Below are 11,776 nucleotides of genomic sequence, written 5' to 3' on the forward strand. Positions count from 1 at the left end.
TTTATTCGGCGACCCGATGCTGCGTACTCGCATTCCGCATATCGTCCAGCTGCCGCAACGAGGAAAACAACGACTCCCGATCCCGGAGATGTTCTTCATAGAGTGACAGGAAAATGGAGTTCGTCGTCACGTGCGGTCCGGGCGCGGACCGAGCGCGGCGCAGGCTGCTATTCGCCTTGCGCTTGGCGTCTTCGACTTTCGCTTGCAATTCCCGAAGCATGCCAGAATTGCCAAAAGCATGAAAACCGGCTTCCGGTGCGACTGTATTGGGTGTCGAGTGGATCATGGTCTGCATCTCCGATGGCAAGATATAGAGCTGATCGTGGCGTCCGTTTATGATAGAATCGTGGTGTAAACCGTACGAAATTACATTCTTGTCGTGGTATGTTTCGGGCGCAGTTTTTAAGACCAATTCCATTTCTTGCTGGAGAATTTTTAGCACCGCAAGCGTCCGGGAAACGAGGCATTTAATGCCAAAACCTCGGGGGAACAAGGAAAAAACTCACGGTCCAGCTGTAACCGAACAGATTTCAGGCCGTATGGCTCGAAGGGGTATCAATCAGCGTCGTGATTCATGAAAGGGAGCATATCGACCGTGTCGAGGGTCGTGGGCTCGACGGGTTCCCCGTCCGGCTTTGCAAAAACAATCACCCACAAGCAGTAGATTAGAAATACCGCCACACCAATCGCTAGCAGGCTGACAAATATGAGTGGCCAATCGAACATGCCTCATACCTTGACGCAGTTTGGGCGCTAACTCAACCGTGTTAAATTTGGCGCGCACGAACGGAGCTGCGTCCAAGGGGCACACTCTCGAAGCGATCCCGGTCAGCTGGTTCACTTCTTATGGGTTTCGATCCAGGTAATACCGAAAACGACAGCGCTGACGGCCAGGATCGCTACGATCTCAATCCAAAAAATCAACTGCATGGCCATGTCCTCCAGCATGGTTAACAAAAACCTAACGAAAAGGTTCATTCACGCTGAGTGACCGAGTCTACGCCGTCGTTGCCGGCGGGCGGCCCCGACAGGAGGCGCTGTGGGCGGAACCCGTGCGATCCCTGGACTATTCAGGCAAGAGCGGCTCATGGGAGCCGCTTTTTGATCGCTCTCGCCAACCGTCTTTTCGCACGGCTAGCGCACCTCAAGGACTTCGCCGGTGCGACGATCTATGACAACACGCATCTCGTCGTCGCGACGGTCCAGTCCTCGGACAACATAAACGTTTCTGCGCCTTGAGATGCTTTCAACTTCATCCATCCCTTCGCTGCGCGCGATCCGGGCGGCCCTGCGTTCGCTGATTTCCTCGCGACCGTAACGTCGATCTCCATCCGGATTGACCTGGATACCGTTTGGGCCGATTTCAATACTCTGCGCATGTGCGGGAACAGTTGGAATGAAAGCCGATAGTACCAAAGCTGCGATTGCCGGGAACTTGTACATGGCAGTTATCCTTGCTCGTTTCACGCCCGCCGTCGACATCAACCGATAAGTGCGTCACCAGTTCCCGTGGTGGCGGTCAACTCCTTCTAACACTGCGAAGATATCGTGATGAGAAGTGCAATCGGTTTTGCTGTGTCAGGTCTGTCATGGGGCCAGAACCGTGAACGCTTCCCTCTATCTTGCCGTCTTGACAGTACTGCATACACAGCACTACGCTGCAGTAACACGGCAGATTTTTACTGAAGTGAGGGGAGGAATTCATGACTAAAAGTTCAATTATTACAGGACTGGGTCGGGTTTCAATTTCACGGCGCCAGTTTATAACATCGAGCGCACTGGGCACCGGTGCTCTGCTTCTACCGTCCTTGCCGTCTTTTGCCGCGGACAAGCCCAAAGTGGGTCTGGTCATGAAGTCGCTCGCCAATGAGTTCTTCAAGCAGATGCAGGCAGGTGCCGAGGACTATGCCGCCAAAAACACCGACAAGTTCTCTTTCGCCGCTGTCGGAATGAAGGATGAACGGGATTTCGCCGCACAGGTCGATGCAGTCGAGAATTTCGTCACGCAGCAGTTCAATGTGATCGTGCTGGCTCCGGCGGATTCCAAGGCGATGGTAACGCCGGTCAAAAAGGCTCTGGAAGCCGGCATCAAGGTCATCAACATCGACGTGGCGCTGGATGAGGAGGCGAAAAAGCAGGCCGGTGTCGATCTTGCCTTTTTCGGTCCCGATAACCGCGAGGGTGCAAAGCTCGCAGGCTTGGCGCTTGCCAAGGAACTGGGCAAGGGCGGCAAGGTGGTTATCCTCGAAGGCAATCCCGAGGCCGACAACGCCAAGGAACGCAAGAAGGGGTTTGACGATGCCGTGGCCGAGGGCGGCCTGACGCTGCTCGATTCCAAGACGGCGCATTGGGAAACGGAAGAAGCCAACACGCTGATGACCAATTTCCTGACGCAATATCAGGACATTCAAGGCGTGATGGCAGCCAACGACTCCATGGCGCTCGGCGTGGTGAAGGCGCTGGATGCCGCTGGAAAATCGGGGCAGATCAAGGTGGTGGGCTTCGACAATATTCCCGCCGTCCAGCCGTTGATCAAGGATGGCAAGATGCTTGCCACTGTCGATCAGTTCGGGGCGCAGATGGCAGCCATGGGCATTGATTACGGTCTCAAGGAGCTGGCGGGCGAGAAATTTTCCGGCTGGGTCAAGACGGATATCAAACTCATCACCGCCAAGGATCTCTGAAACATGCCAATCATAGAGCGGCGCTCCAAGCGCCGCTCCGCTTCACCCGGCAGGCAGGAAAAGACATGCAGTCAGCCGACGCCATTTTAAGATTGGAAAATGTCGGCAAGACCTTTCCGGGTGTGGTTGCGTTGAACGGTATCACGCTGGAACTGCAGCGCGGCGAGACACATATCATCCTGGGCGAAAACGGCGCCGGAAAGTCCACCCTCATCAAGCTTCTCGCCGGCATATATCAGCCCGATTCCGGCGAGATTTTTCTGAACGGCCAGCCCTACAACCCAAAGACCCCGCACGACGCGCAGGTTCAGGGTATTCGCATCGTTCATCAGGAACTCAACTTGCTGTCGCATCTTTCCATCGCCGAAAACCTGATGCTGGAAAGCCTTCCGAGGCGCTTTGGGATCATGGATCGGGCAAGGCTGAACCGGCGCGCCGAAGAGCTTCTCGCCGAGGTAGGTCTGGCGGTCGATCCGCGGATGCCGGTCTCGGAGCTGGGCGTTGCGCAAATGCAGTTGGTCGAAATCGCCAAGGCGCTTGGTTATGACAGCAAACTACTGGTTCTGGACGAGCCGACGGCGACGTTGACGCCACCGGAAATTGAGCGGCTGTTTGCGATCATCAAGCGCCTGAAGGCGAAAGGCGTCACCATCATCTACATCTCACACCGTCTGCACGAGGTCTTCGAGATCGGTGACCGCGTAACGGTGTTGCGCAACGGGCGGCTGGTGGAGACACGCGACCTGCAGGGGTTGAGCGTGCCGCATCTGGTGCGCATGATGATCGGCCGCGACATCGCGGATGAATACGGCTTCAATGCTGATATCAAGCCTGGTACCGTCGCCTTGTCGGTGAGGAATGTCAGGCGCAACAACGGCGCCCCGCCGGTTTCGTTTTCGGTGCGCCATGGAGAAATTCTCGGCGTCGCCGGTTTGGTCGGATCAGGCCGCACCGAGGTGATGCGCGCAATCTTCGGCGCCGATCCAAGATCGGCAGGGGAAATCGATATCGATGGTAGGCCGGTAGACATCCGTGATCCGCGCGATGCGGTGCGCAACGGCCTTGGCTTCCTGACCGAAGATCGCAAGACCCAGGGGCTTCTGCTGGATATGCCCGTCTATATCAACGCCACGATCACCGACCTCAAAAAAATCTCGAATGGCGGTCTGCTGGACCGTAGCGTCGAGAAAGGTGCCGTGGCTGAGCTGGTCGAGCGGTTGCGCGTCAAGACGGCATCCATCGACACGCCGGTGCGTAATCTCTCCGGCGGCAATCAGCAAAAGGTGGTTCTGGCAAAATGGCTGTTTCGTGGGTCGTCCACGCTGATACTCGATGAACCGACACGCGGGGTTGATGTCGGCGCCAGGCGCGAGATTTATCAACTCCTGTGGATGCTTGCCGCCAACCAGAAGGCAATCATCATGATTTCCTCGGACCTGCCCGAGCTTATCGGCATGTGTCACCGCATCATCGTCTTCTCCAACGGCAAACTGGTGGGGGAACTTGACCGGTCGCAATTCGACCAGGAACGTATTCTCTCGCTCGCTTATCAGGAGCATGTTCACGCATGACGGAACCCACTTCTCCATCTGTCCAACAATCCGACGCTGTCGATCGCCAGAAACTGAAGCGCTTCCTGCTGCGTGATGCGGGTGTGTTTCTGGCGTTGATCCTGATAACGCTGGTATTTTCCTTCACCGCGCCCTATTTCGCAACGCCGGGCAACGCGCTCAAGATTTTCGTTCAGATCGCCATCAACACGGTTCTTGCGGCAGGCATGACCTTCGTTATTCTGACCGGCGGCATAGACCTTTCCGTTGGCTCGGTGCTTGCCTTATGCACGGTCGTGGGCGCACTTATCATGACCTCCGGTCTGGAGCCCGCCTTGTCGATCCCGCTCGCCGTTCTGGCATGCATTGCCGTCGGTGGGCTTTGCGGGTTCATCAACGGCAAGGTGTCGACCTACTGGAAAATCCCGTCGTTTATTGTCACGCTGGGCATGCTCAATATCGCCGCCGGTGCGGCACGTGTGGTGTCGAACAACTCCACCATTACCGGGCTTCCGCAAGGGTTTGTCGATTTCGGGAATCTGATAGTCGGTGGCTTCCTGCCTTCGATCTTCCTGATCGCGGTGGCAGTGATCGCTGTCGGCTGGTTCGTTCTCCGCTTTACGGTTTTCGGTCGCATGATCTATGCGGTCGGCGCCAATGACGAGGCGGTGCGCCTTTCGGGACATAATCCCGATGCATACAAGATCGCTGCGTTTGTCATTTCCGGCGTCACCGCCGGTATTGCTGCGATTGTCTATCTGCTGCGGCTGAACATTGGAAGCCCGATTGCTGGCGTCGGTTATGAACTCAACGCGATAGCAGCCGTCATCATCGGTGGGACGAGCCTGTTCGGCGGCAAGGGATCAATCGTGGGGACGCTGGCCGGTGCCTGCATCCTGCAGGTTTTGGCTACCGGCCTGCAATTGCTCGGCATCGGTGACAATTACAAACCGATCATTATCGGTACGGTGATCATCCTCGCGGTTATTGTCGATACCTATCGCGAAAGGTTGTTGCGGCGTATTCGCTGACCGCACCATGAAAGGCTTCAACCCGGCGTTTTGCGTTTCGCACCGCGCCGGGTTTTGGATTACGCCTATTTCTTTGTGGCGGTTGTCAGGGGGACAACGATCTTTTTCCAGAACTTGTCTTCGTCGATGTAGTTCTGAATGGCGGCCTTCTGAGTGCCTACCGGTCCCCGTCTTGCCTCACCATTGCCTCCAATATCGTTGTTGGTGAACGCAAGGCTTCGGCCATAGTCCAGGCCCATCTCAGTGTTCACGTCCACATAAACGCCGGTAGCAGGCGCAGATGTTCCATCCTTGGGACGAGGCGCATTGTTCCATGCGAGCACAATCGAGGGGTCGATGACATAAGCGGCTGCAAACAGGTCCCATACATTGTCGGGCCCGAAAGTGGTTCCGCCTTCCGCCTTGATCCGCTCCTCCCGGGCAAGCCAGAGTTTCTGAATGCCCGGAACGCTGCCGTCGACCATTTTTCGATAGAGGTCTTCCGGCATTCCGCCCGTATGTTCATTGGCCTCCAGACCCGAAATCACCTGATTTCCATACGCCTTGAAAGTTTCGGAATTTGGATCGCCCCATTTCGACCGGACGCTGATCTTGGCGGCTTCAGGGTCGGCCCACCAGTTGAACTCCGCCGATGCTGACGAATTTCCGGGTACATAGAAAGCACCGCCCATATAGACGATTTCGGCGACCTTCGACGGAAAGCTTGGGTCCTTGAGAATGGCGCGTGCGATATTGGTGAGTGGGCCGATGGCTACCAGTTTGACCTGGCCGGGATATTTATTGACTGTATCGACCAGAAAATCGACGGCGTCCCTGTTGCCATCCGGGTCGGGATTATCCAGGCCATAAACCCGCTTGTAGGATGGCGCTTCGCCATATTTGTGTTTGTAAACGTCGGACCATTTTGCCGTGGGGTCGGCATCGATCTCGTTGCCCGCATCCGGTCGCAGATAGCCGCCCCAACCGGTGATGGGGCTGATCTGCAATTCTGCCGCGAGCACTTCCGGCGTGGCTTTGTTCCCTCGCCAGTTGCGAATGCCGTATCGGCTGCCTTCATAGATAGGCACGTCGGAGCCAAGCGCCTCCAACTGTCGGACACCCGCGGCCACGCCGGCCGGCATGGGCGTGTTTCCGGACACGACCGTCACGCCGAGCAGGTCGATGTTGGGAGCCCGCTCAAGCAGAAGCATGGCGGTGCCATCGTCGAAGAGTTCGACCATGTCCGCGTCCAGAATAACTTTTGTGCGGGATTCCTGCGAGAATGCGACGCCGGATACTGCCAGCGAGCAAGTCAAAGTCCAGGCAAAGATAGACGGCCTGATATCCATTCTGTCCTCCCTCTATGGTAAGTCGCGTGGGTAAAACGCTGCATCAGAATAGGATATCATGCAGTTTTTCTTGTCAATGTAAGTATATTTAAAATTATATATCGTAAAGGACTGCAATTAAGTGGTTTGTGAAATAAGGGCCTAATCTTGAGACCCCATTACCGCGAAACAATCCGACGTGGGTCGCCGGTCGGCGTAACAGGCCGACCGATGAAGTTTTTTACCAGCCTTACTTTTGCCAGCTCTTGACCAGTTCATCGTAATTGACGGTGATTGGCTTTTCCTTCTCGTTTTCGATCTTCAGCTGCGGAGCGAGATTGCCCTTGGAAACGGCATCCTTGTTCCAGAACTCGATGTCATGTTCCTCGGCGAGCTTCGGTCCGATGTCACCCTGAACCCCGGCGCGCTCCAGACGAGAGAGGACTTTTTCCTGTTCGGCGCAAAGGGAATCCATCGCTTCCTGTGCCGTCTTTGCGCCGGAAGACGCATCGCCGATCGCCTGCCACCACAGCTGAGCCAGCTTCGGATAGTCGGGTACGTTAGTGCCGGTCGGCGACCATTGCACGCGGGCCGGAGAACGATAGAACTCGACCAGACCACCAAGTTTCGGTCCGCGATCCGTGAAGCTTTGATGATGGATCGTGGAATCGCGGATGAAGGTCAGTCCCACATGGCTCTTCTTCACATCGACTGTCTTCGACGTGACAAACTGCGCATAGAGCCACGCGGCCTTGGCGCGGTCATCTGGCGTGGACTTCATCAGCGTCCAGGAGCCAACGTCCTGATAGCCAAGCTTCATGCCGTCTTTCCAGTAAACACCGTGCGGCGAGGGGGCAACGCGCCACTTCGGCGTTCCGTCCTCATTCACGACGGGGAGACCTGGTTTGGCCATGTCCGCAGTGAATGCCGTGTACCAGAAAATCTGCTGGGCGATGTTGCCCTGCGAAGGAACGGGACCGGATTCGGAGAAGGTCATGCCTTGCGCTTCCGCTGGAGCATAGGCCTTGATCCAGTCCAGATATTTTTGGATCGCATAGACTGAAGCTGGTCCGTTGGTGTCGCCGCCGCGTGCGACGCACGAACCGACCGGACGCGACTGGTCATCGACCTTGATGCCCCATTCATCGACCGGCAGGCCGTTCGGCAAGCCCCGGTCACCGTTGCCGGCCATGGAAAGCCACGCATCGGTAAAGCGCCAGCCGAGTGACGGGTCCTTCTTGCCATAGTCCATATGGCCATAGACCTTCTTGCCATCGATTTCGCGACCGGTGAAGAACGCGGCAATATCCTCATATGCCGACCAGTTAACGGGAACGCCAAGGTCATAACCATACTTCGCCTTGAAGTCGGCCTTGTTCTTTTCATCGTTGAACCAGTCGTAACGGAACCAGTAGAGGTTCGCGAATTGCTGGTCGGGAAGCTGATAGAGCTTCTTGTCGGGAGCGGTGGTGAACTTGCTGCCGATGAAATCGTCCAGATCAAGGCCCGGATTGGTAACGTCCTTGCCCTCATTGGCCATGAAGTCGGTCAGGTTGCGGACCTGCTGGTACCGCCAGTGCGTGCCGATGAGGTCGGAGTCGTTGACCCAGCCGTCATAGAGATTCTGACCGGTCTGCATCTGCGTCTGGATTTTCTCGACGACATCCCCTTCCTGGATAATGTCGTGCGTGACCTTGATACCGGTAATGGCGGTAAAAGCGGGGGCCAGCACCTTGGATTCATAGTCGTGGGTGGTCAGGGATTCGGAAACGACCTTGATGTCCATGCCCTGGAAGGGCTTGGCTGCATCGATGAACCATTGCATTTCCTTTTCCTGGTCGGCGCGCGAAAGGGATGAAAGGTCACCGATTTCCTTGTCGAGAAACTGCTTTGCCTCATCCATTCCTGCTGAAGCTGCGCCTGTCATTGCCAGCACGATGAGTGCCGTAGTCGTCATTAGATGCCGTCGCATGTTGATCCTCCCAAAGCTTGCGAGTGCATATCGACTTTCGGGCGCGGTATGTCCCCCGGGCCCACTACTGCATGAAGCGGACGTATTCCGCTTCGGACACCTTAAACAAAGCGAAATACGCCAATGGCGTAGACCACCGAGAGGGCGACAGCCCACCACAGGTTCGGACCAACCAGTCCAAGCCATGCCAGATTGATGAATGCGCTGCCGAGTAACGAAATGAACAGACGGTCGCCGCGTGTGGTCTCGAACCCCAGGATGCCGTTGCGTGGTGCGCCTCCGGGGGAAGCATATTCCCAGACACCCATTCCAACGAGCAGGGCGGCGATACCGCAGAAAAAAGCGGCGGTCTGCCAGGTCCAGGCCATCCATGAGAAGTCGGGCAGATGAAACATGTCAGACCCTCCCCAGGGCGAAGCCCTTGGCGATGTAATTGCGGACAAACCAGATCACGAGTGCGCCGGGTATCAGCGTCAGAACGCCAGCGGCAGCGAGCAATCCCCAGTCCATTCCGGCAGCCGAAACAGTGCGTGTCATTGTGGCCGCGATGGGTTTCGCGTCCGTGGTCGTGAGGGTTCGTGCAATCAGCAGCTCGACCCATGAGAACATGAAACAGAAGAAGGCTGCCACGCCGATGCCTGATGCGATCAGCGGCATGAAGATCTTCACGAAGAACTTTGGAAACGAATAGCCGTCGATATAGGCTGTCTCGTCGATTTCTTTCGGTACGCCGGACATGAAGCCCTCGAGAATCCAAACGGCCAGCGGCACGTTGAACAGGCAATGCGCCAGTGCGACCGCAATATGCGTATCGATGAGCCCGAATGCCGAATAGAGCTGGAAGAACGGCAGGGCGAACACTGCCGGAGGCGCCATGCGGTTGGTCAGGAGCCAGAAGAAAAGATGTTTGTCTCCCAGGAAATGGTAACGCGAGAAGGCATAGGCCGCCGGTAATGCCACCGAGACTGAAATCACCATGTTCATGACAACATAGATGATCGAGTTGATATAACCCGAGTACCAGGCGGAGTCGGTGAAGATGGCGCGATAGTTTTGCAGCGTCGGCTCATGCGGAAACAGCGTCAGCGACGTCAGGATTTCCTGATTGGTCTTGAAGCTCATATTGATGAGCCAATAGATCGGGATCAGAAGCAATATGATGTAGATTGTCGGTATAAGCCAGCCGAACCGCGACGTCTCGCGTCTGCTTACGTGCTGTCTGACGGCGCTGGCATCCGGTGCAATCGCATTCACGCGGCCCATAGAGGCTCCATGTACGGCGTTCATCTCATGCCTCCTGATCGTGGCTGGTCATGACGGTGTAGAACACCCATGACAGCAGCAGGATGATAAGGAAGTAGATCAACGACATGGCCGCCGCCGGTCCAAGATCGAACTGCCCCAGCGCCATCTTGACCAGATCGATCGACAGAAATGTCGTCGAATTGCCTGGTCCGCCGCCCGTCACCACGAACGGTTCGGTATAGATCATGAAGCTGTCCATGAAACGGAGCAGTACAGCAATCAGGAGAACGCGCTTCATCTTGGGCAGCTGGATGTAACGAAACACCGAGAACCGCGAGGCTCCGTCAATCCTTGCGGCCTGATAGTAGGCATCGGGAATGGATACGAGGCTTGCATAGCACAACAGCACCACGAGGCTGGTCCAGTGCCATACGTCCATGAGGATGATCGTCACCCAGGCATCGAACGGATCGTTGACGTAATTGTAATCCAGCCCCAGCCAGTTGGCGTAATAGCCGAGCAGGCCGATGTCACTGCGCCCGAAAACCTGCCAGATCGTGCCGACCACGTTCCATGGTATCAGCAGGGGCAGTGCCATGGTGACGAGGCACACCGGAACCCAGAAACCCTTTTTGGGCATGTTGAGCGCAATCAGGATGCCGAGAGGTATCTGGATAGCCAGAACGATGAACGAAAAAATGAGATTACGCCCGAGCGCATCCCAGAAGCGGCTGGAGTGAAGAATCTGTTCGAACCAGTCTGTTCCGGCCCAGAAGAACTGATTATTGCCAAATGTATCCTGCACCGAATAGTTCACTACCGTCATCAGCGGAATGACTGCGGAAAAGGCGACCAGCACCAGCACCGGCAGGACCATGAACCAGGCTTTGTTATTCCAGCTTTTCTCCATGGTCAGCCCTCCATCCCCACACGCCAGGAATCCGCGAATATGCCGATAGCCTTCGGATCGAAGGTCACACGCGGGTCTGCGGGTATGTCCTCATCCTCGCCGACCACCACTGCCAGTTTCTGCCCCTCGAAGCCCGCGCGCACGATGCGGTAACGCCCGATATCCTCGATCTTGTCGACACGGATTGGCATGCCTTCACGACCGAGCTTTACAAACTCCGGTCGGATGCCCAGCTCGATTTGTGTCGAATGGCCAATCTGAGGAATGCCAGAAAGTGAGATGGTTTGCGCGCCGACCCTGGCAGTTTGGCCGTCAATCCGGGCGGGCATGAGGTTCATGCCTGGAGAGCCGATGAAATAGCCGACGAATGTGTGCTTGGGGCGTTCGAACAGTTCAGCGGGCGTGCCGATCTGCACGATTTCTCCATTGTGCATCACCACTACCCTGTCGGCGAATGTCAGCGCCTCGGTCTGGTCATGCGTTACATAAACCATGGTGAAACCCGATTGACGGTGCAGCCGCTTCAGCTGCGAACGCAGGACCCATTTCATATGTGGATCGATAACCGTCAGCGGTTCATCGAACAGGATCGCGTTGACGTTTGCGCGTACCAGACCTCGACCCAGTGAGATCTTCTGCTTCTGATCCGCGGTCAGTCCGCGTGCCCGTCGCCCGGCAATGCCGCCGAGATCGGTCATTTCGAGAATGTCCTTCACGCGGCGCTCCACTTCCGCTTCCGGCATGCGACGGTTGCGCAGGGGAAAGGCGAGATTGTCGAAAACAGTCATCGTGTCGTACACGACGGGAAATTGGAAGACCTGCGCGATGTTACGGTCCTCGGTCGCCAGGCCGGTCACGTCCTGTCCATCGAAGAGAATGCGCCCCTCGGTCGGCTTCAGAAGACCGGAGATGATGTTGAGCAGGGTCGTCTTGCCGCAACCGGACGGGCCGAGCAGCGCATAGGCACTGCCGTCCTCCCACTCATGATTGACCATGTTCAGGGCGTATTCGCCTGCGGCCTGCGCCTTGGCATTATAGGCGTGGCGGATATGATCGAGAGTGATACGTGCCATCGCC

11 protein-coding genes are annotated in these 11,776 nt (G+C 56.4%); 3 read left to right on the top strand and 8 right to left on the bottom strand.

Annotated elements, in window-relative coordinates:
- Position 1: 1 nt before the first annotated feature.
- A complete protein-coding gene (locus ACOWVS_RS17550) occupies positions 2-442 on the bottom strand; it encodes a hypothetical protein (RefSeq protein WP_235691723.1) in 441 nt (146 codons plus the stop codon).
- 692 nt (positions 443-1,134) lie between these two features.
- Positions 1,135-1,443 carry a PepSY domain-containing protein gene (locus ACOWVS_RS17555; RefSeq protein WP_006471848.1) on the bottom strand — a complete coding sequence of 103 codons (309 nt, stop codon included), beginning with the start codon at positions 1,441-1,443 and terminating at the stop codon, positions 1,135-1,137.
- Between the two features lie 260 nt (positions 1,444-1,703).
- Here ACOWVS_RS17555 and ACOWVS_RS17560 point away from each other — a divergent pair, with 260 nt between their 5' ends.
- From ACOWVS_RS17560 to ACOWVS_RS17570, 3 genes are all read left to right on the top strand, one after another.
- Complete coding sequence (locus ACOWVS_RS17560; RefSeq protein ID WP_006470070.1) at positions 1,704-2,684, top strand: sugar ABC transporter substrate-binding protein; 981 nt, start codon at positions 1,704-1,706, stop codon at positions 2,682-2,684.
- Between the two features lie 65 nt (positions 2,685-2,749).
- Positions 2,750-4,255: a sugar ABC transporter ATP-binding protein gene (locus tag ACOWVS_RS17565; RefSeq protein ID WP_006470071.1), complete on the top strand. Its 1,506-nt coding sequence runs from the start codon at positions 2,750-2,752 to the stop codon at positions 4,253-4,255.
- Positions 4,252-5,265 (top strand): ABC transporter permease, encoded by a 1,014-nt coding sequence (locus ACOWVS_RS17570; RefSeq protein WP_006470072.1) that lies wholly within the window; start codon positions 4,252-4,254, stop codon positions 5,263-5,265. Before ACOWVS_RS17565 ends, ACOWVS_RS17570 begins: the two co-directional genes overlap by 4 nt.
- Positions 5,266-5,330: 65 nt before the next feature.
- Here the strand turns inward: ACOWVS_RS17570 and ACOWVS_RS17575 are convergent, their stop codons facing one another.
- The 6 genes from ACOWVS_RS17575 to ACOWVS_RS17600 all read right to left on the bottom strand — a co-directional run bounded on the left by ACOWVS_RS17575 (position 5,331) and on the right by ACOWVS_RS17600 (position 11,772).
- Complete coding sequence (locus ACOWVS_RS17575) at positions 5,331-6,593, bottom strand: nucleoside hydrolase (protein ID WP_006470073.1); 1,263 nt, start codon at positions 6,591-6,593, stop codon at positions 5,331-5,333.
- Positions 6,594-6,822: 229 nt separating this feature from the next.
- Positions 6,823-8,544, bottom strand: coding sequence for an ABC transporter substrate-binding protein (locus ACOWVS_RS17580; RefSeq protein ID WP_006470074.1), 1,722 nt, complete (start codon positions 8,542-8,544; stop codon positions 6,823-6,825).
- Between the two features lie 101 nt (positions 8,545-8,645).
- The gene (locus tag ACOWVS_RS17585; RefSeq protein WP_006470075.1) at positions 8,646-8,939 is read right to left on the bottom strand and encodes a DUF2160 domain-containing protein; all 294 of its coding nucleotides are present in this window, start codon (positions 8,937-8,939) and stop codon (positions 8,646-8,648) included.
- A gap of 1 nt (position 8,940) precedes the next feature.
- The gene (locus tag ACOWVS_RS17590) at positions 8,941-9,807 is read right to left on the bottom strand and encodes a carbohydrate ABC transporter permease (RefSeq protein WP_006471850.1); all 867 of its coding nucleotides are present in this window, start codon (positions 9,805-9,807) and stop codon (positions 8,941-8,943) included.
- A gap of 25 nt (positions 9,808-9,832) precedes the next feature.
- Entirely contained in the window at positions 9,833-10,699 is an 867-nt protein-coding gene (locus ACOWVS_RS17595; protein WP_006470077.1) for a carbohydrate ABC transporter permease, read from the bottom strand.
- Between the two features lie 2 nt (positions 10,700-10,701).
- Positions 10,702-11,772 (bottom strand): ABC transporter ATP-binding protein, encoded by a 1,071-nt coding sequence (locus ACOWVS_RS17600; RefSeq protein ID WP_006471851.1) that lies wholly within the window; start codon positions 11,770-11,772, stop codon positions 10,702-10,704.
- Between the last annotated feature and the right edge of the window lie 4 nt (positions 11,773-11,776).

Source organism: Brucella sp. IR068, assembly GCF_049065885.1.
GTDB classification, from domain to species: Bacteria; Pseudomonadota; Alphaproteobacteria; order Rhizobiales; family Rhizobiaceae; genus Brucella; species Brucella intermedia.

What these genes read in the sequence shown, in the direction of transcription:
- ACOWVS_RS17555 (WP_006471848.1), bottom strand. Translation starts at nt 1,443, where the DNA reads ATGTACAAGTTCCCGGCAATCGCAGCTTTGGTACTATCGGCTTTCATT.
- ACOWVS_RS17560 (WP_006470070.1), top strand. Translation starts at nt 1,704, where the DNA reads ATGACTAAAAGTTCAATTATTACAGGACTGGGTCGGGTTTCAATTTCA.
- ACOWVS_RS17565 (WP_006470071.1), top strand. Translation starts at nt 2,750, where the DNA reads ATGCAGTCAGCCGACGCCATTTTAAGATTGGAAAATGTCGGCAAGACC.
- ACOWVS_RS17570 (WP_006470072.1), top strand. Translation starts at nt 4,252, where the DNA reads ATGACGGAACCCACTTCTCCATCTGTCCAACAATCCGACGCTGTCGAT.
- ACOWVS_RS17575 (WP_006470073.1), bottom strand. Translation starts at nt 6,593, where the DNA reads ATGGATATCAGGCCGTCTATCTTTGCCTGGACTTTGACTTGCTCGCTG.
- ACOWVS_RS17580 (WP_006470074.1), bottom strand. Translation starts at nt 8,544, where the DNA reads ATGCGACGGCATCTAATGACGACTACGGCACTCATCGTGCTGGCAATG.
- ACOWVS_RS17585 (WP_006470075.1), bottom strand. Translation starts at nt 8,939, where the DNA reads ATGTTTCATCTGCCCGACTTCTCATGGATGGCCTGGACCTGGCAGACC.
- ACOWVS_RS17590 (WP_006471850.1), bottom strand. Translation starts at nt 9,807, where the DNA reads ATGGGCCGCGTGAATGCGATTGCACCGGATGCCAGCGCCGTCAGACAG.
- ACOWVS_RS17595 (WP_006470077.1), bottom strand. Translation starts at nt 10,699, where the DNA reads ATGGAGAAAAGCTGGAATAACAAAGCCTGGTTCATGGTCCTGCCGGTG.
- ACOWVS_RS17600 (WP_006471851.1), bottom strand. Translation starts at nt 11,772, where the DNA reads ATGGCACGTATCACTCTCGATCATATCCGCCACGCCTATAATGCCAAG.